This is a genomic window from Cellulomonas hominis (assembly GCF_014201095.1).
Lineage (GTDB): Bacteria > Actinomycetota > Actinomycetes > Actinomycetales > Cellulomonadaceae > Cellulomonas > Cellulomonas hominis.
Genome location: NZ_JACHDN010000001.1, coordinates 1080588 through 1105210 on the forward strand (window position 1 = coordinate 1080588; position 24623 = coordinate 1105210).

Genomic DNA, 24623 nt, shown 5'->3' on the forward strand with positions numbered 1-24623 from the left:
CGAGATGTCCGAACCCACATCTGCGCCCGTCCGGGTGGTCGTCGTCGAGGACCAGCCGCTGTTCCGGTCCATGCTCGAGCTGACCCTCGGCAACGCCGACGCCGTCCGCGTCGTCGCGTCGGTCGGCACGGTCAAGGAGGCCGTGGCCGCGCTGCGGCCCGGTGCGGCCGACGTCGCCGTCCTGGACATCGACCTGCCCGACGGCAACGGCATCGCGCTCGGCGTGACGCTGCGGCGGCACCAGCCACGGCTCGGCATCCTGCTGCTCTCGGCGCACGACGCGATGGACCTGCTGCTCGACCTCCCCCAGGACGTCGCGAGCGGCTGGTCGTACCTGTCGAAGACCTCGTCCACCAGCGCGCAGACGCTCGTGGCGGCCATCCGGTCCGCCGCCGCGGGGCACACCACGCTCGACCCCGCGCTGCTCGACCGGATGGCGCCGCGCGCCGGCTCGGCGGTGTCCCGGCTGACCGACCGGCAGTACGCGGTGCTGCGGCTGCTCGCGCAGGGCCTGTCGAACGCGGGGATCGGCGAGGCGCTCGCGATCACCGAGAAGTCGGTGCAGAACCACATCAACGGCATCTACGGGACGCTCGGCATCGACGCCGACCCCTCGCGCAACCCGCGTGTCACCGCCGCGCTGCGGCTGCTGGAGGAGACCGGCCGGGCGTCCTGACCCCTCGACGGGACCCGGCCCGCGGCGGGGCGGCACCGCCGCCGGCTCTGCTCGACCACCCGGGAGGCGCCGGTGCCCGTACCCGACCACCCCGCTGGTGGAGCGGCTCGTGCCCGGAGGCGGCCGCGGTCCGGGCACGGAAAAGCCCTCGGCCGCGCAGGGGGCAGGCGACCGAGGGCGTGACCACTGTAACCCACGCCCGAGCCCGCCGGGAGACGTCTCACCCGATCGGATGCCACGAATCGTGTCGCGTCAGCCGTCGGACGCCGTGTAGGCCTTCCCCGGCCAGTAGGCCCACTCCTCGAAGTGCTCGGCGCGCCCGTCCGGGGCGAACCGCAGCACCCACAGGTCGCGGTACTCGCGGGGCTCGTCGCCGCCGTACCGCACCTCGGCCCGCACGACCGCGTCCACGCCCTCGACGGCCACGACCTCGGCGTCCATCGTGAACGGCGTGGGGTCGGGCCAGAACTCCCGGATGGCCGCGAGGCCCTCGAGCGCCGGCTCGTACGGCGAGCGCAGGTACCGGGCGTCGTCGGTGAAGAGGGCGCCCACCGCCTCGACGTCGTCCTCGCGCCAGGCCCGCTCGTAGGCGGCCACCCAGCCCATCACGTCCGCGCGCTCCATGCGTCCCCCGCTCGTCGGTCCGGCGTCCCATCGTGCGCCGCGGGCGGGGTCCCGTCGAGTGCGGGCCTCCGCCGTCGGGAGCGGCAGGGGCACGACGGCCCGCGGGCGACGGTTGCCCCGGGCGCTCGTCGACGCGGGCGGCTGCACCCGAACGGGTGGTCGCGCCCTGCGCGCCGTCCTCGCCCGTCGCGGCCGCCGCCCGCCCTGACCTGCGAGGACGGCAGGGTCGGCGCGTCCGGCGCCCCGGAGTCGGCCAACGCGGTCGCGAATCCACCCAAATCGGCTCAAATCGTCCTCATAGGATGCGCACAACCAGTCCCCGAACGACGAGGTCCGCGTGCGCATCCGGCTCATCCCGCTGCCCGACGTCACCGACGCCGACGTCGCGGCGTGGCGGCGGCTCGCCGAGGACGCCGCCGAGCCCAACCTGTACCTCGACCCCCGGTTCCTCGTCCCGGCACGGGACCGCGGGCCGGACGCAGCCGCCGTGCAGGTGCTCGTGGTCGAGGACGCCGGGGAGTGGCTGGCCGCCCTCGCGGTCACCCCCCGGGCCGTCGGCGGGCGGGTCGCGCTGCGCACCACCACCACCGGCGGCGAGTTCATGGCGGTGCACGCCGACCGGCACCACCCCCTCGTCCGCGCCGGCCGCGCGGCCGAGGCCCTCGACGCCCTGCTCCGCGGCCCCGCGGCCGTCGGGCTGCCCCGCCTCCTCCAGCTCCGCCGGTTCCCGGCCGACGGGCCGCTGGCCGACGCCCTGACCGCGGTGCTCGGGCGCGGCCCGTTCCGCCTGGACGAGTACCGCCGCGACGTGGGCGCGTTCGTCCACCGGGCGAGCGTCCCGGTCGAGCCGGTGACGGCGCCCGTGGTCGACCCCCCGCTGCCCGTCGACCACCTCGGCCCCTCGGACCGCAAGGGCCTGCGCCGGCGCGCCCGCGCCCTGGCCCGTGCCGCGGGCGGCCCGCTCGTCCTGCACGATGTCAGCGACGACCCCGGCCTCGAGGACGAGTTCGTCGACCTCCAGGCGGCGGGCTGGAAGGGCGACCCCGCCCGGGGCGGCGACGCGCTGCGGCTGGACCCGGCCGCCGAGCGCTGGTTCCGGCAGGTCGTCGCCACGTTCCGCGCCGACGGCGACGTGCTGGCCCTCCGGCTGGAGGCCGGCGGGGCGACGCAGTACCTCTCGATCACGCTGCGCTCCGGGGGCATCCACGTCGGCTTCATGGACACCTACTCCGAGAAGCACCACCAGCTCAGCCCCGGCGCCATCGGCCGCCTCGCGGAGCTCGGGCACGTGCTCGCCGTGACGGACGCCCCGCACTACGACCCGGCGGTGGGCTCGCGGTACGGGTCCAGCACGCGGATCTACCCGGACCGGCGGACGTACGTGGACCTCCTCGTCGCGACCCGTGGGATCGCGGCGCACGCGGCCGTGGCGGCGGCGCCGCTGGCCCGGCGGTGGGGGGTGTTCACGCCCTGACGCCGGCGCCGCCGGCGAGAGGAGAGGAGCCCCCTGTCGGATTCGAACCGACGACCTGCTGTTTACAAGACAGCTGCTCTGGCCATCTGAGCTAAGGAGGCGCGCACGCGCCCGAACGGCGCGCGACGCGGACCAGCCTACCGGCGGCGGCCCCTCCCCCGGCGGCGTCCGTCGTCAGGGCTGCGGGTCCTGCGCGTCGTACTGCCAGAACCCCCGCTGCCGGCGCACCAGCAGCCAGAGGACCGCCACGCACGCGACCCCGCCGACGACGGCGGCGCCGCCCTCCCCGAGGTGCTCGGACAGTCCGCCGAGCAGCAGCTCCCCGAGGCGCGGCCCGCCGGCGACGACGACGACGAACACGCCCTGCAGCCGGCCGCGCATGTCGTCGGGCGTGGCGGTCTGCAGGATCGTCTGCCGGAACACGGCGCTGACCGCGTCGGCGGCCCCGGCGGCGGCGAGCGTGACGACGGCGAGCGCGAGCGACAGCCACAGCACGTGGTCGGGCTGTCCGCGCCCGGCGAGCACGAGCACCAGCCCGAACGCGGCGACGGAGACGCCCCACACGGTGATGGCCAGGACGATGATCCGCCCCTGCCAGCGGACCCGGGACAGGCCGCCGGAGAAGACGCCCGCGAGCATCGCCCCGGCCGCGACGGCCGCGGTCATGACGCCCGCGGTGGTCTCGCCGCCGCCGAGGTACACGAGCCCGACCGCGGGGAACAGCACGCGCGGGGAGGACGTGATCATCGCGACGAGGTCCACGAGGAACGTCATCCGGACGTTCGGCCGCGTGCCGAGGTAGCGCAGGCCGTCGAGCACGGAGGCGAGCCCCGCGCGGGCGCGGCGGTTCCCGGACGGCTCGGGCGGCATCGGCGGCAGCCGGAGCAGCGCCGTGAACGCGAACGTGAACAGGACCGCGTCGAGCGTGTAGACGATCCCGTAGTCCAGCGCCGCGACCAGGCCGGCGCCCAGGAGCGGGCCGAGGGTGAGCGCGACGTTCCAGCCGACGGTCTGCAGGGCGTTCGCGGCGGGCATCAGCCGGGGCTCGAGCAGGCGCGGGATGATCGCCGACCGCGCGGGGCTGTTCACCGCCCCGGCCCCGGACTGCACCGCGACCAGCGCGTAGAGGACGCCGACGTGCGTGTTGCCCGCCCAGCCCTGGACGGCGAGCCCGAGGACGGCGACCCACCCGACGGCGGAGGCCACGAGGGCGACGGTGCGCCGGTCGGCGTGGTCGACGATCGCGCCGCCGTACAGGCCGAACAGCACGAGCGGGACGAGGGCGCACAGGCCGACGACTCCGACGGACAGGGTGGACCGGGTGAGCTCGTAGACCTGGAGGCCGACCGCGACGACGGTGAGCTGCGCGCCGAGGTTCGCGACGGACAGGCCCCACCAGAGCCGGCGGAACTCGGGGCTGACGCGCAGGGGCGTCAGGTCCACGAGCAGGGAGGGCACCGCCGGAGTGTATGTCCCGGGTGCGCCGACGGCCGCACCGGGCGGGTGCCCGGGTGCGGCCGTCGGGGCGGTGCGGGGCGGCTCAGCCCTTGGCAGCCTCGATGGCCTCGGTGAGCGGGCCGGTCGTGTAGAGGTCGCCGGTGAACTCCTCGCCGTCGATCAGCACGGCGGGCGTGCCGAGCTTGCCGAGGTCGGTGACCATCTGGTTGTTGTTCGCGGCGAGCCACGGGGCGAACGTCCGCCACGTCTCGCCGGACGCGGTCGCCGTGAACTGCTCGACGACGTCGTCCGGGACGCCGGCCTCGCGCGCGAGGTCCGCGATCTCGTCGTCGGACAGGCCCTTGGTGCCCTCCTCCGGCTGGTTCTCGAACAGCGCGGAGTGGAAGGCGGAGTACTGCTCCGGCGCCTGGTCCGCGACGACGGCCGCGGCGTTGCCGGCGCGGGTCGAGTACTCGGCGCCGGCGGACTGCTGGTCGAGGAACGCGAGCGGGTGGTACTCGACGGTGACGCCGCCCTCGGCCAGGAGGGACTTGAGCTCGGCGTCGTTCGCCTCCTCGAACCGGCCGCACCAGGGGCACATGTAGTCGAAGTAGACCGAGACGACGACGTCGTCGACGGCCGCGGTCTCGCCGGCGGCGCCGTCGGCACCGACGGGGATGCCGCCGTTGGCGTTCGCCGTCGACGGGGCCGTGGTGTCGGCCAGCGTGATCGTGCTCGCGTCGTCGCCGGTGTACGCGATGCCGGGGGCGTTCGCCTGGTTGACGACGAGCACGACGACGACGATCAGGGCGATCACGGCGGCGGACAGGCCGCCGATCGCGACGATCTTGTTCCGGCGGTCGCGCTTCGCCTGCTGCTCGCGGAGCTGGCGCGCCTGCTCGCGGGCCTGGTCGCGCCGCTCGGCCTTGCTGGGCTTCGCGCCGCTGCCGGGTCGCGGGGTGGTGCTGGGCATGGGGTCCTGCTTTCGTGGGTGTCCGGTCGGTGGGCTCAGGCGAGCGCCGGCGGCGGCCCGCGGTGCGGGTGCCGGGCGCGGGCGAGCACCGCGGGCAGCGCGTGGCCGGCCGACCAGGCCGGGATCCGGACGGGGCGCGAGGCGGGCAGCCGGACGGCCGCGGGCAGCGCGTGGGCGACGGCGCCGAGCGCCCGGCGGGCGGTGCGCGCGACCCGCAGCAGCAGCGCGGCCAGGCCGGCACCGAGGGCGCCGAGCGCGGCGTGCGCGGCCACGACGGGGAGCGCCAGGCCGAGCGCGAGCACCGCGCCGTGCGCCGGCGACGGCGCGACGGCCAGCGTCCCGGTCGGGCAGTCGGCGGCGTCCTGGAGCAGGGTGAGCCGCAGGCCCAGCAGGGCGAGGGGCTCGCCCAGGTGCACGCACTGGTGCAGCACCGCGCGCGCGGCGCCGAGGCCGGTCCCGGCCAGCAGGACGACGAGCGCGGCGACCGCCGTGAGGACCGGACCGGCGCCGCGGAGGCCGGGGCCGGGGACCGCCCGGCGGGCGCGCGCGGGCGCGCCGGCGTCGGCGGATGTCACGGCGGCCTCGGACATGGCGCCCAGGGTACGGGCTGCACCTGGGCGCGGGCCGGGCCTCGCGCCCCCGGATCGCACCGCGTCAGCCCGCCGCGGGCAGCGACGGCTCGGGCAGCGGCGTCCAGTCGACGGCCGTCCCGCCGGCCGCGAGCGCCACCAGCACCCCGGCGCCGAGGAGGGCGAGCACGACGACGACCGCCGCCCCGCCCCGGCCGGGCGCGACCCCGGCGAGCAGGCGCCGGGCGCCGGACCGCGTGGTGCGCGCCGACGGCCCCCACCACACCGCGCACAGCCCCAGGGCGGCCGCGACGGCGAGCAGCGCGGCCGCGGCCGTCGTCGTGGGGCTGCCGTCCGCGGCGTGCAGCGGGCCGCCGGCCACCGCACCGGAGCCGACCAGCCACCAGCCGACGCCGAGCGTGATGACGACGACGCTGGCCGCGACCAGCAGGGACGGCACGAGCGTGACGAGGGACCGCAGCAGGTGCCACGGGCTGGACGCGACCGCGCGCAGGCCGTCGCTGCGCCGGGCGCCGACCCGTTCCCGGCGGCGCGCGGTGCTCTCGGCGACCGAGCCGACGGTCCGGGCGAGCAGCAGCAGCGGGAGGAGCACGAGCAGGGTCCAGCCGGGCAGCAGCGCCGCCGCGGCGGCGGCCACGAGCCCGAGCGCGAGCAGGGAGCCGGCACGGCCCGGGGGCTCCGGGGCCGGCTCGGGCGCCGCCCCGTCCTCGTCCTCCGGCGGGTACCCGGCGTCCCACGCGACCGGTGCCGCCGGGTCGCCCGCGTCCCAGGCCCCCGGCGGCACGGACGGCGGCTGGAACGCCCGGGTCTCCCCGTCCCGCACCGGGGCGGCGGCGGGGGCGAGCACCGCGGTGGCCTCGGGCCCGAGCACTGCCGTGGCCCCGGTGACCGCCCCGGTCGCCGGCAGCACCGCCGGCGGCACCGGCCCGGTGCCCGCGGGCTGCACGACCGTCGGCGTCCCGTCGGCGGCCCCGAACGCGACCGTGCCGCCGGCGAGGGTGCCGGCGGGCGCGGGACCCGCGCCCAGCACCGCCGTCAGCGCCTCGGTCGCCGCCTCCGGCGAGTAGCGCTCGCCGCGCCGCTGAGCCTCCGCGAGCGCCGCGACGACCTGCTCGGGCTCGGCCCGGTCGGCGGGCTCCGCGGCCAGCGCGTCCCACAGCGCCCCCGCGGTCACCGGCCCGAGCCCCGCGAGGTCGGCGTCGCCGGACCGGGTGCGCACCAGCACCGCCTCCAGCGGCCGGGTGCCGAACGGAGCGCGGCCGGTCGCGGCGAACGCGAGCAGCGCGGCCCAGCCCCACCAGTCGGTGGCCGGTGTGGGCTCGGCCCCGTCCACCAGCTCGGGCGCGAGGTAGCCCGGCGTCCCGACGACGACGCCCGCGGACGTCACCCGGGTCTCGTCGACCGACTGCGCGATGCCGAAGTCGATGAGCACCGGCCCGTCCGCCGTCACGAGCACGTTGCTCGGCTTGAGGTCGCGGTGCACCACCCCGGCGGCGTGCACCGCCTCGAGCGCGTCACGCAGCCCGTCCGCGAGCCGGTGCAGGGCGGCGGCGTCGAGCGGCCCGTGCTGGCGGACGTGCTCGGCGAGGTCCGGGCCCGGGACCAGCTCGGTGACGAGGAACGCCTCGGTGGAGTCCGCCTCGGCGTCGAGCACCGCGGCGACCCCGGGGTGCCGCAGCCGCTGCAGGGCGACGACCTCGCGGCGCAGCCGCTCCCGGGACGACGGGTCGGCGCCGACGTGCGGGTGGAGCAGCTTGAGCGCGACCGGTGTCCCGCCGCCGTCGACGGCCCGGTACACCGTGCCCATGCCGCCGGAGCCGAGCGGCGCGAGGATGGTGTACCCGCCGATCTCGGCGCCCGGGGCCAGGCCGATGCGCTCCATGGCGGCACGGTAGCCGCCGGGGTGCGCAGCCCCGGTGTCGGCACGCGGGTCATCCGGTGAAGGCGATCGGCAACCGGTTCCCTCGCCACCTGCGAAGGGTCACGTTATGGTCAGGACGACCCCAAGGAGCTGATGGATCCGTGACCTCTGCTGGTTATGACCTGGTCGTCGTCGCGAACCGCCTGCCGGTGGACGTGACGCTGGACGAGGAGGGGAAGCCGAGCTGGACCCGCTCCCCCGGCGGCCTCGTGACCGCCCTGGAGCCGGTCGTGCAGAACTCGGACGGCGCGTGGGTCGGCTGGGGCGGCTCCGCCGACCTCGACCTCGAGCCGTTCGACGCCGACGACATGCGCCTCGTCCCGGTGAGTCTCACCCAGGACGACCTGACCTACTACTACGAGGGCTTCTCGAACGACACGCTGTGGCCGCTGTACCACGACGTGATCCAGCCCCCGACGTTCCACCGGCAGTGGTGGGACGCGTACCAGCGGGTGAACCGCCGGTTCGCGAACGCCGCGGCGGAGCAGGCCGCCCCGGGCGCCACCGTGTGGGTCCACGACTACCAGCTGCAGCTCGTGCCGAGGTTCCTGCGGGAGCTGCGCCCGGACGTGCGGATCGGGTACTTCCACCACATCCCGTTCCCGCCGCTGGAGATCTTCGCGCAGCTGCCGTGGCGGCTGCAGGTGGTCGAGGGCCTGCTCGGCGCCGACCTCATCGGGTTCCAGCGCGGCGGCGACGCGGCCAACTTCGTGCGCGTGGTGCGCCGGCTCACCGACGTCACCACCCGCGGGCAGATGATCACCCTCACCGACGCCGACGGCCGCGTGCAGCGGCACGTCCGGGCGGCGGCGTTCCCCATCTCGATCGACTCGCACGCCTTCGACCGGCTCGCCCGGACCCCCGAGGTGCAGCAGCGGGCGAAGGAGATCCGCCACGAGCTCGGCGACCCGAAGGTGCTGCTGCTCGGCGTCGACCGGCTCGACTACACCAAGGGCATCCGGCACCGGATCAAGGCGTTCGAGGAGCTGCTCGAGGACGGCCGGATGACCGTCCCCGACGCAACCCTGGTCCAGGTGGCCTCCCCCAGCCGGGAGAACGTCGGCGCCTACCAGCAGCTGCGCGAGGACGTCGAGGCGCAGGTCGGCCGGATCAACGGCGAGCACGGCGAGCTCGGGCACGCCGCCGTGCACTACATGCACCACTCCTACCCGATGGAGGAGATGGCGGCCCTGTACCTCGCGGCCGACGTCATGCTCGTGACCGCGCTGCGGGACGGCATGAACCTGGTCGCGAAGGAGTACATCGCCGCCCGGTCCGACGACCGCGGCGCCCTGGTGCTCAGCGAGTTCACGGGCGCGGCGGACGAGCTCGGCGGCGCGGCGATCCTGGTGAACCCGCACGACATCGCCGGCCTGAAGAACGCCATCCAGCACGCCGCGAACATCGACCCGCGCGAGGCCCGCAAGCGGATGCGCCGCCTGCGCCGCCGCGTGCTGGAGAACGACGTGGCGCACTGGTCCGACACGTTCCTGTCCGTGCTGACCGCCGTGCCGACCCGCGAGCGGCACGTCTGAGGAGGATCCGCGTGACCGACGACCCCCGCGCCGCGCTGCTCGCGCTGGTGGCCGACCCGGCCCGCCGGCCGGTGCTGCTGGCGCTCGACTTCGACGGCACCCTGGCGCCGCTGCAGGACGACCCCGAGGCCTCCCGGGTGCTGCCGGCCGCCGCCGACGCCCTGCGGGCCCTCGCCGCGCACCCCGACCGGGTCCGGCTCGCGCTGGTCTCCGGCCGGGCGCTGGCGGACCTGCACCGCCTGGCCGAGGTCCCGCCCGGCACCGTGCTCATCGGCAGCCACGGTGCCGAGCGGGCGCGGGTCGGGGAGCACGGCCTCGACCGCGACGTCGTCGCCCTGGACGACGACCAGGCCGGCCGGCTGGCCCGCCTGGGCGAGGAGATGCAGGCGGTCGCCCGCGGCCGGGACGGCGTCTGGGTGGAGACCAAGCCCGCCGCCGTCGTCGTGCACACCCGGCTCGCGGACCCCGAGGTCGGCGACGCCGCCGAGCAGGAGGCGCTGGCCGTGGGCGCGCGGCTCGGCTCGGTCACGCTGCACGGCAAGAAGGTGGTGGAGGTGTCGGTGCTGACCGCCGACAAGGGCGCGGCGCTGGTCGACCTGCGCGACGAGCTCGGCGCCGGCGCGGTGGTCTGCGCCGGGGACGACGTGACCGACGAGGACGCGTTCCGCGCGCTCGGCCCGGACGACCTGACCCTCAAGGTCGGCGAGGGTCGGACCGTGGCGCGGTACCGCACGCCCGACCCGCAGGCGCTGGCGCTGCTCCTCACCGACCTCGCGGCCGCGCTCGGCGACGCGGAGTCCACCCGGCAGCCCGCGGCGCAGGGCGGCCCGGGAGCGTAGGTTGCGCCCATGAGGGGGCCGCGCGCCGCGATGCAGGACGTCGAGATCGTCGACGTCGACACCGGCGCGGACGTCTCGGTTCTGGGCACCGACCCCGAGGACCCGGCCGCCGAGGCCGCGCGCGCCCGCCGCCTGGCCCGCCGCCGGCGGCTGCTGCGGCGGTGGTGGCCCGTCCCGGCGCTCGCCCTGGCCGCGCTGCTCGGGACCCAGGCCCTGCTGGACGCCCGCGAGCGCGCGGAGGTCGCCGCCCGGCAGCGCGTCGAGGGCGTCCTGCGGACGGTGGACTCCGGGCTGGAGCCCACCCGGCGGCTGGCCCAGGACGTCGCCCCGGTGCTGTTCAGCGGCATCCGGGCGGGCGACCTGCGGATCGGGCCCGGCGGCAACCCCTGGGAGGGGCCGCGCACGCTCGTCGCGGTCGACGCGTCCGGCGCGACGGTCTGGGAGACCTCGCTCGAGGCCGGCCACCGGGAGGTCGAGGACACCGGGCTGGGGACCGAGTACCCCCTGTGCCTCGGCGCCGGCGACCCCGCCGAGGTCGTCGACTGCGTCGTCGTCGACCGCACCGCGACCGACCCGCTGACCCCGGAGGACGGGTCCTGGGTCCCCGGGCCGCCGCAGGCCGCACGGCTGATGTCGTTCGACCCGGCGACCGGCGAGGTGCGCGGGGAGCGGGCGGTCCCGCCGCTGACGGCCTGGGGCGGCGACGCGCGGCTGCACGTCCTCGCCTCGCTGGTCGGCGACGTCCTCACGGTCACCGGCTGGGCGCCCGGGACCGTCCTGGACGGCACCCCGCTGTGGACCACGGACCTCCGCGTCGACGCGGGGTCGCTCACCCCCGAGGCGCTGACGTACCCGCCGGGCGCCGGCGTCGCGCGCGGGCACGTGCTCGTGCAGGGCGACCTCGGCTCCTGGGTCCTGGACGCGAGGGACGGCACGACGCAGTTCTCCGGCGACGCCTACGTGTCCGTGAGCCGCACCGGGTACCTCGTGCCGCCGCGCACGCCGGTGGAGCTCGTGGACGACGACGGCCGCACCCGCGCCACGCTGCCCGGATCCCCGGTCGTGCTCGGCGTGGACGACGGCACGGCCCCCGACCTCGAGATCGTCGTGACCGACGACCGCCGGCTGGTGGGCTACGACGTGGCCGCCGCCCGGGAGCTGTGGTCGCTCGACCTGCCGGAGTGGCTCGACGGGACGCTCGTGCTGCTCGACGGGGTGCTCTACGGCAGCGACCGCGACGCGGTCTGGGCGGTGGACGTCGCGACCGGCCTCGAGCGGTGGCGCACGCCCGCGCACGTGCTGATGGAGGCGGGCGGCGTGCTCACGGACGGCCGGAACCTCGTCACCGTGTCCGCGACCCTCGACCTGCTGGAGGCGGGCGTGACCGTGGCGGCGGGCGGCGGCGCGACGGGCGGCACCGCGGGCGGCACGGGCGCCGCGACGATGCCGAGCGCGCGGTCGATCGTGGCGTACTCGCTCGCCACCGGGGAGCTCGCCTGGGCCACCCGGCTGCCCGACGACGTGCAGGGCGTCTGGGCCTGGCAGGGCGACCTGCTCAGCTACGGCGCGACCGACGTCGTCGTCCTCAACTGACGCCCCGGGCGCGGCCCGGGGGTGTGTGAGGTGCGTCTCCACGGGGGTCCGCGGGTGTGGTTTGATGTCCGTGGACCGAGGGGGGTCACCCGACCTCCCTCGTGCCGTGTCAGCGAAGACACTCTGACACTCTTCACGACGGATCGTCCGGCACGTACCTGCCGGTGAAGGGATTGAACACGCATGGCTACGGTCACATTCGACAAGGCCACCCGGGTCTACCCGGGCACCGAGCGCCCCGCGGTGGACGCGCTCGACCTCCACATCGAGGACGGCGAGTTCCTCGTCCTCGTCGGCCCCTCCGGCTGCGGCAAGTCGACCTCGCTCCGCATGCTCGCGGGCCTCGAGGACGTCAACGCGGGTCGCATCCTCATCGGCGACCGCGACGTCACCGACGTCCAGCCGAAGGACCGGGACATCGCGATGGTGTTCCAGAACTACGCGCTGTACCCGCACATGACGGTCGCCGACAACATGGGCTTCGCGCTCAAGATCGCCGGCACCCCGAAGGCGGAGATCCGCACCCGCGTCGAGGAGGCCGCCAAGATCCTCGACCTCACCCAGTACCTCGACCGCAAGCCGAAGGCCCTCTCCGGCGGCCAGCGGCAGCGCGTCGCGATGGGCCGCGCGATCGTGCGCCAGCCGCGCGTGTTCCTCATGGACGAGCCGCTGTCGAACCTCGACGCCAAGCTCCGCGTCCAGACCCGCACCCAGATCGCGTCGCTGCAGCGCCGCCTCGGCGTCACCACGGTCTACGTCACGCACGACCAGACCGAGGCGCTCACCATGGGCGACCGCATCGCGGTCCTCAAGGACGGCCTCCTGCAGCAGGTCGGCACCCCGCGCGACATGTACGACACCCCCGCGAACGTGTTCGTCGCCGGCTTCATCGGCTCCCCGGCCATGAACATCGGCACGTTCCCGATCGTCGAGGGCATCGCGAAGGTCGGCTCCGCCGGCATCGCCGTGCCGCGCACCGCGCTCGACACCCTCGCCGCCGACGACAACAACGCCATCACCATCGGGTTCCGCCCGGAGGCGCTGGACGTCGTCCCCGAGGGCACCCCGGACGCCATCCCGGTGGTCGTGAACATCGTCGAGGAGCTCGGCTCCGACGCGTTCGTCTACGGCTCGCTGGTCGGCGAGGCCGGCGCCGCGGACGTCCACTCGGGCGCCGGCGACGCGCAGGTCATCGTGCGCGTCGACCCCCGCCAGGTCCCCGCCAAGGGCGAGAAGATCTGGGTCCGGATCCGCGTCGGCGAGCAGCACCTGTTCCACGCGGGCTCGGGCGAGCGCATCACCGTCTGACGACGACATCTCCACGTCGAAGGGGCGGGGCCGGCACGAACCGGCCCCGCCCCTTCGTCGTCCGGATGGGAGAATCGACCCATGACCCCTCGTACGCGCCTGCAGATCACCGCGGCCGCGCCGGACCCCGCCCTGCTCGACCTGCCCTGGGACGTCCCGCTGGCCGACTGGCCGGCGGACCAGCTGGCCGCCCTCCCCCGCGGCATCTCCCGGCACACGGTGCGGTTCGCGCGGCTGTCCGGCCGGGTCATCGCGATCAAGGAGATCGGCGAGACGGTCGCGTACCGCGAGTACGAGCTGCTGCGCCAGCTCAGCCGCCTGGACGTGCCGAGCGTCGAGCCCGTCGGCGTGATCACCGGCCGCACCGCCCCCGACGGGGAGCCGCTCGAGGCCGTGCTCATCACCCAGCACCTGCGGTTCTCGCTGCCGTACCGCGCGCTGTTCAGCCAGTCGCTGCGCCCGGACACCGCGACCCGCCTCATCGACGCCCTCGCCGTGCTGATGGTCCGGCTGCACCTGGCCGGGTTCTACTGGGGCGACGTGTCGCTGTCGAACACCCTGTTCCGCCGGGACGCCGAGACGTTCGCCGCCTACCTGGTGGACGCCGAGACCGGCGACCTGCACGACAAGCTCACCGACGGGCAGCGCGGGTACGACCTCGAGGTCGCGCGGGTCAACATCATCGGCGAGCTGATGGACCTGCAGGCCGGCGAGTTCCTCGAGGAGGAGGTCGACGCGGTCGCGATCGGCGACATGCTGGCCGAGCGGTACGAGGAGCTGTGGACCGCCCTCACCAGCTCGGAGTGGTTCGGGCTGGACGAGCGGTGGCGCGTGCAGGCCCGCATCGAGCGGCTCAACGACCTGGGCTTCGACGTCGGCGAGCTCGACATCACGACCGACCTCGACGGCACCAGCGTCCGCATCCAGCCGAAGGTCGTGGACGCCGGGCACCACTCGCGCCGGCTCATGCGCCTGACCGGGCTGGACGTGCAGGAGAACCAGGCGCGCCGGCTGCTCAACGACCTCGACCAGTTCCGGGCGGCGACGGACCGGCAGAACGACGACGAGACGTTCGTGGCGCACGACTGGCTGACCGACGTCTTCGAGCCCGCCGTGCGGGCCGTGCCGCGCGCCCTGCGGCCCAAGCTGGAGCCGGCGCAGATCTACCACGAGCTGCTGGACCACCGGTGGTTCCTGTCCGAGCAGCAGGGCCGCGACGTGCCGATGGCGCAGGCCGTGAAGTCCTACGTCTCGGAGATCCTGCCGAACCGCCCCGACGAGGAGTCCGTCCTCGGCGTCTCCGCGGCGGACCTGCGCGAGGACACGGACGTCATCCCGGTCGTCCGGGACTGACCGACGACGACGGCGCCGGGCCCGCGGGGGTCCGGCGCCGTCGTCGTGGGGTCAGAGCGCGCGCTGCCGGGCGACCTCGTACAGGGCGATGCCCGCGGCCACGCCCGCGTTGAGGCTCTCGACCGCCGACGCGATCGGGATCGACGCGATCGCGTCGCAGTGCTCGCGCACCAGGCGGGACAGGCCCTTGCCCTCGGACCCGACGACGAGCACCAGCGGGTCCGTCGAGTACGGCAGGTCCGCGACCGCGACGTCGCCGCCGCCGTCCAGGCCCACGACGAAGCAGCCGGCCTCGTGCAGGCGCTCGAGGGCCCGCACCAGGTTGGTGGCCCGGGCGACCGGCACCCGCGCGGCGGCGCCCGCGGACACCTTCCAGGCGGACGCGGTGACGCCCGCGGAGCGGCGCTCCGGGACCAGCACGCCGTGCGCGCCGAACGCGCCGGCGGACCGCAGCACGGCGCCGAGGTTGCGCGGGTCGGTGACGCCGTCCAGGGCGACGACCAGCGGGGCCCGGTCGCTCGCCGCGGCCGCGTCCAGCAGGTCCTCGACGTCGCCGTAGTCGTACGGCGGCACCTGGAGCGCGACGCCCTGGTGCACGGCGCCGTCGGTCAGCCGGTCGAGCTCGGGCTTGGTGACCTCGAGCAGGGGGTAGCCCTCGTCGGCGGCGGTGCGCAGGATCTCGCGGGTGCGGTCGTCCGCCTCGAGGCGGGTGGCGATGTAGACCGCGGACACCGGGATGCCGGCGCGCAGCGCCTCCACCACGGAGTTCCGCCCGGCCACGACCTCGGTCGCCCCGGCACCGCGCGCGCGACCGGCGGCGGACCCGCCGCGACCGGCGGGCCGGTTGCCCGACGCCCGGCCGGTGGCCTGCCGGCGCTCCGCGGCGGCCTTCCGCTTGTGGGCCGCGTGGTACTCGCGGTCCTCGGCCTTCGGGGTCGGGCCCTTGCCCTCCAGGCCCCGGCGGCGCTGGCCGCCCGAGCCGACGGAGGCGCCCTTCTTGCTGCCCGTCCTGCGGGTCGCGCCGCGGCGCTGGGAGTTGCCGGCCATCAGTCCTCGTCCTCGGTGGTCGGGCGCGCGGCCAGGGACCAGCGCGCGCCGGTGGCGTTGTCCTCGACGGCCACCCCGGCAGCCGCGAGGCGGTCGCGGATCGCGTCCGCGGTGGCCCAGTCCTTCGCGGCGCGGGCCGCGGCACGGGCGTCGAGCTCGGCGCGCACCAGGGCGTCGAGCGCCTCGGCGTGCCGGTCGTCGGTGCGGCCGGCGCCCCACTGGGCGCCGGCCGGGTCCAGGCCGAGCACGTCGAGCATGGCGCGCACGGCCACCAGGCCGGCGCGCACGCCGGCGTCGTCCCCGGACGCCAGCGCCGTGTTCCCGGCGCGCAGGTGCTCGTGCACGACGGCGAGCGCGGCCGGGACGTTGAGGTCGTCGTCGAGCGCCGCCCCGAACGCCTCGGGCAGCTCCGCCGCCGCGAGCTCGGCCGCGTCGACCGTGCCGACCCGCTCCGTCGCCCGGTCCACGAAGCCCGCGAGCCGGTCCCAGGTGGCCTCGGACTCGGCGAGCGTGTCGGGCGTCCACTCGAGCATCGAGCGGTACTGCACGGCGGTCAGCGCGTAGCGCACCACCGCGGCGCGCGTGGTCTCGAGCAGCACGTCGACGAGCAGCCCGTTGCCGAGCGACTTGCTCATCTTCGCGCCGCCCTGGGTGACCCAGCCGTTGTGCAGCCAGTAGTTCGCGAAGCCGTAACCGGCCGCGCGGGACTGCGCCTGCTCGTTCTCGTGGTGCGGGAACCGCAGGTCCAGGCCGCCGCCGTGGATGTCGAACGTGTCGCCCAGGTACCGGTGCGCCATCGCCGAGCACTCCAGGTGCCAGCCCGGCCGGCCGCGGCCGAACGGGGTGTCCCAGGCGGCGGTCTCCGGCTCGCCGGGCTTGGCCGCCTTCCACAGCGCGAAGTCGTGGGCGTCGCGCTTGTCCCCGGCGGCGCCGTCGGGCGCGGGCACCATGTCGTCGACCCGCTGGCTGGTGAGCGAGCCGTACTCCGGGTACGAGCGGACGTCGAAGTACACGTCCCCCTCGGCCGCGACGTACGCGTGCCCGGTGTCGACCAGCCGCTGCATGAGGGACACCATCGCGGGGACGTGCCCGGTGGCGCGCGGCTCGTACGTCGGCGGCAGCACCCCGAGGGCGTCGTACGCGGCGGTGAACGCGCGCTCGTTCTGCATCGCCCACGCCCACCACGCGACGCCGGCCTCGGCCGACTTCGTGAGGATCTTGTCGTCGATGTCCGTGACGTTGCGGACCAGCGTCACGTCGTGGCCCGTGCGGCGCAGCCAGCGGACGAGCACGTCGAACGCGATCGAGGACCGGACGTGGCCGATGTGCGGCGGGGCCTGCACGGTCGCGCCGCACAGGTAGATGCCGACCCGGCCCGGGACCACGGGGACGAAGTCGCGCACCTCGCGGGTGGCGGTGTCGAACAGGCGCAGGCTCACAAGGGGCAAGGCTACCGGGGGCGGCCGCCTGCCGGGCCGTCGTACCGGGCCGCCTCGGCGCGCAGGGCGTCCAGCACCCGGCCGACCACCCGCCGCTCGGCACGGTCCGGGCGCACCAGGGCGTCGATCCGGCGTCCCGCGCGCACCCCGGCGAGCGGCACCAGGACCGCGCCGCGGCGGCCCGCGGTGTGCCGGGGCAGCAGGCTGACGCCGTGCCCGGCGGCGACCAGGGCCTCCACGACGCCGAAGTCGTTGAACCGCTGCACGATCCGCAGGGGCGCCCCCGCGGCAGCCGCGACGGCGTCCAGCACGCCCGCGACGGGGAAGCCCTCGTGCACGGAGATCCAGGGCTGGTCGGCCAGGTCGGCGGCGGTGACGGCGGACCGGCCGGCCAGCGGGTGCCCCGGCGGCAGGGCGACGTCGAGCGGCTCGCGCAGCAGCGGCACCACGTCCACCCCGGCGGGCCAGTCGTACGCCCCGTCCGGCCGGTGCGCGACCACCAGGTCGAAGTCCGCGGTGAGCGCGACGAACCGGTCCTGCGCGACGTCCTCGTCCCCGAGCTCCACCCGCACGCCCTCCATCCCGGCGACCCGGGTCAGCAGGCCGGGCAGCAGCAGCTCGGCCCCCGACTGGAACGACGCCACCCGCACCAGGCCGTGCGGCGCCGACCGGAAGGCCTCGACCGCCGCCTCCGCGCGCTCGAGCGCGACCGCGACGTCCAGCGCGGCGTCCGCGAGCGCGTGCCCCGGCCCGGTGAGCCGGATGCCGCGGCCGACCCGCTCGACCACCTCGGCCCCCGCGTCCCGGGCGAGCGCCCGCAGCTGCTGGGACACCGCGGACGGCGTGAGGTGCAGCGCGGCGGCCGCCGCCGTCACCCCGCCGCGGTCGCGCACCGCGCGGAGCGTCGCCAGGTGCCGCGTGTCCATGAAGCGACGCTACACGGTTGGTCCGGTTCTTTTCGATGGTGCTGGACGGTCCCGCGGGCGCAGCATCGGGGCATGCCGCCCCGCGACCGCCTCCTCGCCCTCACCGTGGCCGTGCTGTGGGGGCTCAACTTCCCGGCCATCCACCTGTCGCTCGAGCAGTTCCCCCCGTTCTTCCTGGTGGCGCTCCGGTTCGCGCTGCTGGCCGTGCCGACGCTGCTGCTCGTGCCCCGGCCCGCCGTCCCGGCGCGCTGGCTGATCGGCTACGGCATCGGGTTCGGGGTGCTGCAGTTCGCGTTCCTCTACCTGGCGATGGACTCCGGCATGCCGACCGGGCTCGCGTCGCTGGTGCTGCAGGCCTCCGCGCCGTTCACCGTGCTGCTCGGGGCCGCCTGGCTGCGCGAGCGGGTGACGGCCCGGCAGGCGGTCGGGGTCGGCGTCGCGCTGTGCGGGCTCGGCGGGATCGCGGCGCTGCGGGCTGCCGGCGGGGCGTCGGCCGGGCTGCTGCCGGTGGTCCTCACGCTGTGCGGCGCGCTGGGCTGGGCGTTCGGCAACGTGTCCAGCCGGCAGGCGCACCCGGACAGCCCGCTGCGGTTCCTGCTCTGGATGTCGGTCGTGCCGCCGCTGCCGATGCTCGCGCTGTCGCTGCTCGTCGACGGGCCGGACGCGATCGGCCGGTCGCTCACCACGCTCGGGACGCCGACCGCCGCCTGGGCGCTCGGCGGCCTGGCGTTCACGGTGCTGGTCGCGACGGTCGTGGGCTCGGGGATCTGGACCGCGCTGCTCGCCCGGCACCCGTCCGGGGTGGTCGCGCCGTTCTCGATGCTGGTGCCGGTCGTCGGGATCGGGACGTCCTGGGCGTTCCTCGGCGAGCGGCCCGCGGCGGCGGAGCTCGCGCTGGGGGCGGTGATCGTCACGGGCGTGCTGGTGGCGACCCGCCCGGCGCGCCCTGCGCGGCCGGGGGTCGCCGGGGCGGGCACGCGGCCCGCCGTCGCACCCCCGCTGGACCGCCCGCACGCCGACCCCCTGCACCCGCGCGCCCCGCACCCCGTCTGACCCGCCCGCACCGCGGCGCCCCGCGTCCCACGTCCCGCGTCCCACGGGCGCGTCCCGCCGAGACTGCAGCATCCGACTGTGCGGGCACCCCGCAGCCCCGCGGATCCTGCAGTCTCGACGTGTCGACGCGCCGAAGTTGCAGCAGGTGCGGAGTTCAGGCTGTGCAGGGCAGCATCTGCTGCAGTCTCGGCGCGGGAGCGCGCGGCGCGGGAGCGCGCGGCGCGGGAGCGCGCGGCGCGGGAGCGCGCGGCGTGCCGCGCAGCGGACGCGGCGGCGGTCAGGCGCGCGGGGCGACCAGGGCCGTCGCGATCGCCGCGACGCCCTCGCCGCGGCCCGTCAGGCCCAGGCCGTCCGTCGTGGTGGCCGAGACCGACACCGGCGCCCCGGCCGCCGCGGACAGCGCCGCCTCGGCCTCCGCCCGGCGCGGGCCCAGCCGCGGGCGGTTCCCGATCACCTGGACCGCGACGTTCCCGATCTCGTACCCCGCCTCGCGCACGAGCCGCGCGGCCTCCGCCAGCAGGGCCGTCCCCGCGGCGCCGGCCCACTCGGGCCGGGAGGTGCCGAACACCGACCCCAGGTCCCCCACCCCGGCGGCGGACAGCAGCGCGTCGGCGGCGGCGTGCGCGGCGACGTCGGCGTCGGAGTGCCCGGCCAGCGGGCGCTCCCCCGGCCAGGCGAGGCCGGCGAGGTGCAGCACGGCGCCCGGTGCCGGGTCGGGGTCGTACGCGTGCACGTCGACGCCGGTGCCGGTGCGCGGCAGCGGACCGGGCACCGCGCTCACGCCCGCACCGCCGGCGTCTCCGCCCGGGCGAGGAGCTCCGCGACCGCGAGGTCCCGGGTGGTGGTGATCTTCATGGCCCCCTCCTCGCCGGGCACGACCCAGACCCGCTCGCCGAGCGCCTCGACCAGCGCGGCGTCGTCGGTGGCGGCGGTGGCCTCGTCGGCGGCGCGGTCCGCCCCGGCGGCGTGCGCCGCGTCCAGCAGGACCCGGTCGAACCCCTGGGGCGTCTGCACGGCCCGCATGGTGGCGCGCGGGACGGTGGCCACGACCGGGGCGGCACCGTCGACGGGGTCGCCGACCTGCTTGATGGTGTCGGCCACGGGCAGCCCGGGCACGACGGCGCGGTGCCCGGACCGGACGGCGGACTCGACGGCCCGCACGAGGTCGGGCGAGGCCAGCGCGCGGGCGGCGTCGTGCACGAGCACCACGTCGACGCCGGAGGGCAGCGCGGCGAGGCCGGCGGCGACGGACGCCTGCCGGGAGGTGGAGCCCTCCACGACGGTCACGGGCACGCCCAGCCCCGGCCGCACGGGCCCGCCGAGCAGCGCGCGGAACCCGCCGGCCCGGCCGGGCGGCACGGTCACGACGATCGACGCGACCACGCCCGACGCCGCGAGCCGCCGCGCGGCGTGCAGCACGAGCGGCACCCCCGCGAGCTCCACGAGTGCCTTGGGCCCGGGCAGCCCGAGCCGCGTGCCGCTGCCGGCGGCGGTCAGGATCGCGGCGGTGGTCATGCGCGCGTCGTCAGCGCGCGGTCAGGACGCGAGCACCTCGTCGAGGATGGCCTCCGCCTTGTCCTCCTCGGTGTGCTCGGCGAGCGCGAGCTCCGAGACGAGGATCTGCCGGGCCTTCGCCAGCATGCGCTTCTCGCCGGCCGACAGGCCGCGGTCGGCGTCCCGGCGGGACAGGTCGCGCACGACCTCGGCGACCTTGATGACGTCGCCCGACGCGAGCTTCTCGAGGTTCGCCTTGTACCGGCGCGACCAGTTGGTCGGCTCCTCGGTGTAGGGGGCGCGCAGCACGTCGAACACGCGCTCCAGGCCCTCCTGGCCCACCACGTCCCGCACGCCCACGAGGTCGACGTTCTCCGCCGGCACCTCGATGGTCAGGTCACCCTGTGCGACCTTCAGCTTGAGGTAGATCTTGTCCTCTCCGCGGATGGTCCTGGTCTTGATCTCCTCGATCAGCGCTGCACCGTGGTGCGGGTAGACAACCGTCTCCCCAACAGTGAAAGTCATCTGCAGGTGTCCCCTTTCGCGGAACCCCAGTCTACCACGCGGAATCGGGGGGACTTCGTGGAGATCGGTGGCGTTTGCGCAGGTCAGAGCGTTGCAGGCCGCGTCAACGACGCGACACGCCGAGCGTGAGGGTGCCGACGCGCCATCGGGTGGCTAGTCTCCGACCAGGCCTTCTGCGTCCCCGCCGGCCGACCCGCGCCACCCCGCTGACCTGCGGCGTCGCCCCCGCCCGCCCCCGGCACCGGCGGCCGGCTCGTGCGCGCCGCGCCCCCGCCCACGTAGGCTCGCTCTCGCACGCCCCCGCGTGCGCCCGCCGTCCGCGCACCGTCGCGCGCCCGCCCCACCGAGGAGTCACCGTGGCCCGCAGCCGTCCGTCCGCCCGCCCCGTCGCCGTCGGCGCTGTCGTCGCCCTCGCGGCGGTCCTGTCCGGCTGCTCCGCGACCAACCCGATCACCACGGAGGAGCCGTACTCCGCCTCCGACGGCGTGCGCGCGACCCTCGGCTCGGTGACGGCGGAGAACCTGCTGGTGATCGCCGCCGAGGCCGACGGCCCGGGCGCCGTGCAGGGTGCGCTGACCAACCGCGGCGACGAGCCGGTCACGGTCGACCTGGTGCTCGGCGGGGACAGCGAGCAGCTCCGCCTGGGCGCGGGCGAGACCCTGCTGCTCGGCGGCACCGAGGGCGAGGAGCTCGTCCTGACCACCCCCGCCGCCCCGGGCGCCGTCGCCGACCTGACGCTGCGCACCGCGGGGGACGGCGAGATCGCGTTCCAGGTCCCGGTGCTCGACGGCACGCTGCCGGAGTACGCGGACCTGGTGCCCTCCGAGGCCTGAGCACACGCACGACGAGGGCCCCGTCCGGAACCGGACGGGGCCCTCGCGCGTACCGGCCCCGGGGGCGGCGCGACGGGGCCCTCCCGTCCCGCCGTGCCGCCCCGGGCCCCCGCGGCTCAGCCGAAGCGGCCGGAGATGTAGTCCTCGGTCGCCTGCTCCTTCGGCGACGAGAACATCGTGGCGGTGTCGTCGATCTCGATCAGGCGGCCGGGCTGGCCCGTGCCGGCGATGTTGAAGAACGCGGTCTTCTCGGAGACGCGGGCCGCCTGCTGCATGTTGTGCGTGACGATCACGATCGTGTACTGCGACTTCAGCTCGGCGATCAGGTCCTCGATGGCCAGGGTCGAGATCGGGTCGAGCGCGGAGCACGGCTCGTCCATGAGCAGCACCTGGGGCTTCACCGCGATGGCGCGGGCGATGCACAGGCGCTGCTGCTGGCCGCCGGACAGGCCGGAGCCCGGGCGGTCGAGGCGGTCCTTGACCTCGTTCCAGAGGTTGGCGCCGCGCAGGGACTGCTCGACGAGGTCGTTGGCGTCGCCCTTGGAGATCTTCCGGTTGTTCAGCCGGATGCCGGCGAGCACGTTCTCCGCGATCGACATGGTCGGGAACGGGTTCGGCCGCTGGAACACCATGCCGACCTGGCGGCGGACGGCCACGGGGTCGATGTCGTCGCCGTAGAGGTCGACGCCCTCGACGGCGACGGTGCCCTCGACGCGGGCGCCGGGGATCACCTCGTGCATCCGGTTGAGGGTGCGCAGGAAGGTCGACTTCCCGCAGCCCGACGGTCCGATGAAGGCGGTCACCGAGCGGGGCTCGATGGTCATGTTCACGTCGGCGACGGCGCGGAACGAGCCGTAGAAGATGTTGAGGTCCTTGACGTCGATGCGCTGAGCCATCGGTCGTCTCCTTGGTCTGCGAGGGGGAGGTCGGGAGGTCGGGCGGGGTTCAGCGGATCTTGGGCGCGAACCACCGCGTGACGAGGCGGCCGATGAGGTTCAGCAGCATCACGATGAGGAACAGCGTGAGGGCGGCGGCCCAGGCGCGCTGGAGGTTGATGTCCGGGATGCACGCGGCGTCGCCCTCGGCGCACGGCACGAGGCCCTGCGCGTACTGCCGGTAGACGTACACCGGCAGGGTCATCATGCGGCCCTCGAACAGGTTGAAGTTGATCGAGTCGACGACGCCGACGGTGAGCAGCAGCGGGGCGGTCTCGCCGATGACGCGGGCGATGGCCAGCATCACGCCGGTGGTGAGGCCGGCGACCGAGGTCCGCAGCACGACCTTGATCACCGTCAGCCAGCGCGGGACGCCGAGTGCGAGCGACGCCTCGCGGAGCTCGTTCGGCACCAGCCGGAGCATCTCCTCGCTGGACCGGATGACCACCGGGATCATCAGCACCGACAGCGCGACCGAGCCGATCGCCCCGAACTTGGCGCCCGGGCCGAGGATCAGCGCGAACAGCGCGTAGGCGAACAGGCCGGCGACGATCGACGGGATGCCCGTCATGACGTCGACCAGGAACGTGATGAGCCGCGCCAGCGGTCGCCCGCCGCCGTACTCGACCAGGTAGATCGCGGCGAGCAGGCCGATCGGCACCGAGATCAGCGCCGCGAACAGCGTGATCTCGAGCGTGCCGATGATGGCGTGGTAGATGCCGCCGGCGTCCATGCCGCCGAACACGCCGCGCATGGAGTGGAGCAGGAAGTAGCCGTCCAGCCGCCCGATGCCCTGGGACACGACGGTCCAGGTCAGCGAGACCAGGGGGATCATCGCGAGCACGAACGCCGCGGTGATCAGCACCCGCATGGCGATGTCGGTGCGCCGCCGCCGGGTGTCGGTGGCCTGCAGCAGCTCGCGGAGCGAGGGCTCACCCGGCCGGGCCGTGGTGGGGGTGGTGGTCATGTCAGTTCGCCCCCGAGAAGTCCTTGCGCCGCGCGACGATCGCGCGGGCGGCCATGTTCACGGCCAGGGTGATGATGAACAGCGCGAGGCCGGTCGCGATCAGCGTGGCGACGCCGGTCTGGTTCGCCTCGGGGAACTGCGCGGCGATGTTCGCGGCGATGGTCTGCTGCTGGCCGGCCTCGAGCACCCGGATCGAGTACAGGAACCCGGGCGACAGGATCATCAGCACGGCCATCGTCTCGCCGAGCGCGCGGCCCAGGCCGAGCATCGCGGCGGACACGATGCCGGACCGGGCGAACGGCAGCACGGCCATCCGGACCATCTCCCACTGCGTCGCGCCGAGGGCCAGGGCGGCCTCCTCGTGCAGGCGCGGGGTCTGCAGGAACACCTCGCGGCAGATCGCGGTGATGATCGGCAGGATCATGACGGCCAGCACCACGCCGACGGTCATCATCACGCGCCCGGTCGGGGACACCGTGCCGTCGAAGAACGGGATCCAGCCCAGGTAGGTCCCGAGGAACTCCCACACCGGCTGCACGAGCGGGCTCAGCACCAGGCCGCCCCACAGGCCGTAGACGACCGACGGGATGGCGGCGAGCAGGTCGACCACGTAGCCGAGGGCGTTCGCGAGCCGGCGCGGCGCGTAGTGCGAGATGAACAGGGCGATCCCGATGGCGATCGGCGTGGCCAGCAGCAGCGACAGCGCCGCGGCGAGCAGCGTGCCGAAGATCAGCGGTCCGATGAAGCCGAGCAGCGAGGTGTCGTCCGGGAACCAGCTCACCGCGTCGGCGAGCTCCGAGGCGTCGGCGGTGAGCGCCGGCATCGCCCGCATCACGAGGAACACGGTCACCGCGGCCAGGATCACGAGGATCAGGACGCCGGCGCTGGTGGCGAGCCACCGGAACGTGCGGCTGCCGCCCCGGTCCGCGTGACGGTTCCTCAGGCGGCGGGCGGCGGTGGCGGCGGTGGCCGCCGGTTCCGCGGCCGTGCGGGCGGACCCCGGGGTGCGGGGCTGGGTGCTGGTCACACTGTCTCCAGGGGGAGGGGGAGGAGAGCGGGGCCTTCGCGCCGACGGCCGGCC

At 75.7% G+C, this 24623-nt stretch carries 23 protein-coding genes and 1 tRNA gene; 9 read left to right on the top strand and 15 right to left on the bottom strand.

Annotated elements, in window-relative coordinates; translation table 11 throughout:
• Nucleotides 1–4 precede the first annotated feature (4 nt).
• Nucleotides 5–676, top strand: coding sequence for a response regulator transcription factor (locus HNR08_RS05005; protein ID WP_146839426.1), 672 nt, complete (start codon nt 5–7; stop codon nt 674–676).
• Nucleotides 677–928: 252 nt separating this feature from the next.
• Here HNR08_RS05005 and HNR08_RS05010 read toward each other — a convergent pair whose 3' ends face one another.
• The gene (locus tag HNR08_RS05010; RefSeq protein ID WP_146839424.1) at nt 929–1300 is read right to left on the bottom strand and encodes a YybH family protein; all 372 of its coding nucleotides are present in this window, start codon (nt 1298–1300) and stop codon (nt 929–931) included.
• Between the two features lie 337 nt (nt 1301–1637).
• On the opposite strand from HNR08_RS05010, the gene HNR08_RS05015 reads away from it, so the two are divergent.
• Nucleotides 1638–2774: a GNAT family N-acetyltransferase gene (locus HNR08_RS05015; RefSeq protein WP_183834821.1), complete on the top strand. Its 1137-nt coding sequence runs from the start codon at nt 1638–1640 to the stop codon at nt 2772–2774.
• A gap of 27 nt (nt 2775–2801) precedes the next feature.
• Here the strand turns inward: HNR08_RS05015 and HNR08_RS05020 are convergent.
• The 5 genes from HNR08_RS05020 to HNR08_RS05040 all read right to left on the bottom strand — a co-directional run bounded on the left by HNR08_RS05020 (nt 2802) and on the right by HNR08_RS05040 (nt 7656).
• Nucleotides 2802–2875: transfer RNA gene (locus tag HNR08_RS05020), tRNA-Thr, on the bottom strand.
• A gap of 73 nt (nt 2876–2948) precedes the next feature.
• On the bottom strand, nt 2949–4232 hold the full coding sequence (locus HNR08_RS05025) for an MFS transporter (RefSeq protein WP_146836010.1): 1284 nt from the start codon (nt 4230–4232) through the stop codon (nt 2949–2951).
• A gap of 82 nt (nt 4233–4314) precedes the next feature.
• The gene (locus HNR08_RS05030) at nt 4315–5184 is read right to left on the bottom strand and encodes a DsbA family protein (protein ID WP_146836008.1); all 870 of its coding nucleotides are present in this window, start codon (nt 5182–5184) and stop codon (nt 4315–4317) included.
• A 35-nt stretch (nt 5185–5219) separates the two neighbouring features.
• Nucleotides 5220–5774 (bottom strand): hypothetical protein, encoded by a 555-nt coding sequence (locus HNR08_RS05035; RefSeq protein ID WP_146836005.1) that lies wholly within the window; start codon nt 5772–5774, stop codon nt 5220–5222.
• 64 nt (nt 5775–5838) lie between these two features.
• Nucleotides 5839–7656 carry a serine/threonine-protein kinase gene (locus HNR08_RS05040; RefSeq protein WP_146836003.1) on the bottom strand — a complete coding sequence of 606 codons (1818 nt, stop codon included), beginning with the start codon at nt 7654–7656 and terminating at the stop codon, nt 5839–5841.
• Between the two features lie 140 nt (nt 7657–7796).
• Between HNR08_RS05040 and HNR08_RS05045 the strand changes: the two genes are divergently transcribed.
• From HNR08_RS05045 to HNR08_RS05065, 5 genes are all read left to right on the top strand, one after another.
• Nucleotides 7797–9230 (top strand): alpha,alpha-trehalose-phosphate synthase (UDP-forming), encoded by a 1434-nt coding sequence (locus HNR08_RS05045; protein ID WP_146836000.1) that lies wholly within the window; start codon nt 7797–7799, stop codon nt 9228–9230.
• Between the two features lie 11 nt (nt 9231–9241).
• On the top strand, nt 9242–10069 hold the full coding sequence (otsB, locus tag HNR08_RS05050; protein ID WP_246803014.1) for a trehalose-phosphatase: 828 nt from the start codon (nt 9242–9244) through the stop codon (nt 10067–10069).
• Between the two features lie 9 nt (nt 10070–10078).
• Nucleotides 10079–11662: an outer membrane protein assembly factor BamB family protein gene (locus HNR08_RS05055; protein WP_146835997.1), complete on the top strand. Its 1584-nt coding sequence runs from the start codon at nt 10079–10081 to the stop codon at nt 11660–11662.
• A gap of 183 nt (nt 11663–11845) precedes the next feature.
• Nucleotides 11846–12970, top strand: a complete 1125-nt coding sequence (locus tag HNR08_RS05060; RefSeq protein ID WP_146835994.1) for an ABC transporter ATP-binding protein — start codon at nt 11846–11848, stop codon at nt 12968–12970.
• An 81-nt stretch (nt 12971–13051) separates the two neighbouring features.
• Nucleotides 13052–14323: a DUF4032 domain-containing protein gene (locus tag HNR08_RS05065; protein ID WP_146835990.1), complete on the top strand. Its 1272-nt coding sequence runs from the start codon at nt 13052–13054 to the stop codon at nt 14321–14323.
• A gap of 51 nt (nt 14324–14374) precedes the next feature.
• Here HNR08_RS05065 and rlmB read toward each other — a convergent pair whose 3' ends face one another.
• The 3 genes from rlmB to HNR08_RS05080 are packed head-to-tail and all read right to left on the bottom strand — an operon-like array spanning nt 14375 to nt 17735.
• Nucleotides 14375–15370 carry a 23S rRNA (guanosine(2251)-2'-O)-methyltransferase RlmB gene (gene rlmB / locus HNR08_RS05070; RefSeq protein WP_146835987.1) on the bottom strand — a complete coding sequence of 332 codons (996 nt, stop codon included), beginning with the start codon at nt 15368–15370 and terminating at the stop codon, nt 14375–14377.
• Nucleotides 15370–16809 (bottom strand): cysteine--tRNA ligase, encoded by a 1440-nt coding sequence (gene cysS / locus HNR08_RS05075; protein ID WP_146835984.1) that lies wholly within the window; start codon nt 16807–16809, stop codon nt 15370–15372. The genes rlmB and cysS overlap by 1 nt, the downstream gene beginning before the upstream one ends.
• Nucleotides 16810–16820: 11 nt before the next feature.
• On the bottom strand, nt 16821–17735 hold the full coding sequence (locus HNR08_RS05080) for a LysR family transcriptional regulator (protein ID WP_146835981.1): 915 nt from the start codon (nt 17733–17735) through the stop codon (nt 16821–16823).
• 72 nt (nt 17736–17807) lie between these two features.
• Here HNR08_RS05080 and HNR08_RS05085 point away from each other — a divergent pair, with 72 nt between their 5' ends.
• Nucleotides 17808–18788 carry an EamA family transporter gene (locus tag HNR08_RS05085; RefSeq protein WP_146835979.1) on the top strand — a complete coding sequence of 327 codons (981 nt, stop codon included), beginning with the start codon at nt 17808–17810 and terminating at the stop codon, nt 18786–18788.
• A 277-nt stretch (nt 18789–19065) separates the two neighbouring features.
• Here HNR08_RS05085 and ispF read toward each other — a convergent pair whose 3' ends face one another.
• Genes ispF through HNR08_RS05100 form a run of 3 tightly spaced genes read right to left on the bottom strand, consistent with a single transcriptional unit; the run spans nt 19066 to nt 20807 of the window.
• The gene (gene ispF / locus HNR08_RS05090; RefSeq protein ID WP_146836031.1) at nt 19066–19560 is read right to left on the bottom strand and encodes a 2-C-methyl-D-erythritol 2,4-cyclodiphosphate synthase; all 495 of its coding nucleotides are present in this window, start codon (nt 19558–19560) and stop codon (nt 19066–19068) included.
• A 5-nt stretch (nt 19561–19565) separates the two neighbouring features.
• Nucleotides 19566–20303: a 2-C-methyl-D-erythritol 4-phosphate cytidylyltransferase gene (gene ispD, locus HNR08_RS05095; protein ID WP_146835976.1), complete on the bottom strand. Its 738-nt coding sequence runs from the start codon at nt 20301–20303 to the stop codon at nt 19566–19568.
• Nucleotides 20304–20324: 21 nt separating this feature from the next.
• Entirely contained in the window at nt 20325–20807 is a 483-nt protein-coding gene (locus tag HNR08_RS05100; protein ID WP_146835973.1) for a CarD family transcriptional regulator, read from the bottom strand.
• 356 nt (nt 20808–21163) lie between these two features.
• Here HNR08_RS05100 and HNR08_RS05105 point away from each other — a divergent pair, with 356 nt between their 5' ends.
• Entirely contained in the window at nt 21164–21640 is a 477-nt protein-coding gene (locus tag HNR08_RS05105) for a hypothetical protein (RefSeq protein WP_146835970.1), read from the top strand.
• 116 nt (nt 21641–21756) lie between these two features.
• Here HNR08_RS05105 and pstB read toward each other — a convergent pair whose 3' ends face one another.
• Genes pstB through pstC form a run of 3 tightly spaced genes read right to left on the bottom strand, consistent with a single transcriptional unit; the run spans nt 21757 to nt 24569 of the window.
• Nucleotides 21757–22536: a phosphate ABC transporter ATP-binding protein PstB gene (pstB, locus tag HNR08_RS05110; protein WP_146835967.1), complete on the bottom strand. Its 780-nt coding sequence runs from the start codon at nt 22534–22536 to the stop codon at nt 21757–21759.
• A 49-nt stretch (nt 22537–22585) separates the two neighbouring features.
• Entirely contained in the window at nt 22586–23542 is a 957-nt protein-coding gene (pstA, locus tag HNR08_RS05115) for a phosphate ABC transporter permease PstA (RefSeq protein WP_146835964.1), read from the bottom strand.
• A 1-nt stretch (nt 23543) separates the two neighbouring features.
• The gene (gene pstC, locus HNR08_RS05120) at nt 23544–24569 is read right to left on the bottom strand and encodes a phosphate ABC transporter permease subunit PstC (protein ID WP_146835961.1); all 1026 of its coding nucleotides are present in this window, start codon (nt 24567–24569) and stop codon (nt 23544–23546) included.
• Nucleotides 24570–24623 lie beyond the last annotated feature (54 nt).

What these genes read in the sequence shown, in the direction of transcription:
- HNR08_RS05035 (WP_146836005.1), bottom strand. Translation starts at nt 5,774, where the DNA reads ATGTCCGAGGCCGCCGTGACATCCGCCGACGCCGGCGCGCCCGCGCGC.
- HNR08_RS05055 (WP_146835997.1), top strand. Translation starts at nt 10,079, where the DNA reads ATGAGGGGGCCGCGCGCCGCGATGCAGGACGTCGAGATCGTCGACGTC.
- HNR08_RS05085 (WP_146835979.1), top strand. Translation starts at nt 17,808, where the DNA reads ATGCCGCCCCGCGACCGCCTCCTCGCCCTCACCGTGGCCGTGCTGTGG.
- HNR08_RS05065 (WP_146835990.1), top strand. Translation starts at nt 13,052, where the DNA reads ATGACCCCTCGTACGCGCCTGCAGATCACCGCGGCCGCGCCGGACCCC.
- HNR08_RS05080 (WP_146835981.1), bottom strand. Translation starts at nt 17,735, where the DNA reads ATGGACACGCGGCACCTGGCGACGCTCCGCGCGGTGCGCGACCGCGGC.
- rlmB (WP_146835987.1), bottom strand. Translation starts at nt 15,370, where the DNA reads ATGGCCGGCAACTCCCAGCGCCGCGGCGCGACCCGCAGGACGGGCAGC.
- HNR08_RS05060 (WP_146835994.1), top strand. Translation starts at nt 11,846, where the DNA reads ATGGCTACGGTCACATTCGACAAGGCCACCCGGGTCTACCCGGGCACC.
- HNR08_RS05100 (WP_146835973.1), bottom strand. Translation starts at nt 20,807, where the DNA reads ATGACTTTCACTGTTGGGGAGACGGTTGTCTACCCGCACCACGGTGCA.
- ispD (WP_146835976.1), bottom strand. Translation starts at nt 20,303, where the DNA reads ATGACCACCGCCGCGATCCTGACCGCCGCCGGCAGCGGCACGCGGCTC.
- HNR08_RS05030 (WP_146836008.1), bottom strand. Translation starts at nt 5,184, where the DNA reads ATGCCCAGCACCACCCCGCGACCCGGCAGCGGCGCGAAGCCCAGCAAG.
- HNR08_RS05010 (WP_146839424.1), bottom strand. Translation starts at nt 1,300, where the DNA reads ATGGAGCGCGCGGACGTGATGGGCTGGGTGGCCGCCTACGAGCGGGCC.
- HNR08_RS05005 (WP_146839426.1), top strand. Translation starts at nt 5, where the DNA reads ATGTCCGAACCCACATCTGCGCCCGTCCGGGTGGTCGTCGTCGAGGAC.
- pstB (WP_146835967.1), bottom strand. Translation starts at nt 22,536, where the DNA reads ATGGCTCAGCGCATCGACGTCAAGGACCTCAACATCTTCTACGGCTCG.
- HNR08_RS05040 (WP_146836003.1), bottom strand. Translation starts at nt 7,656, where the DNA reads ATGGAGCGCATCGGCCTGGCCCCGGGCGCCGAGATCGGCGGGTACACC.
- pstA (WP_146835964.1), bottom strand. Translation starts at nt 23,542, where the DNA reads ATGACCACCACCCCCACCACGGCCCGGCCGGGTGAGCCCTCGCTCCGC.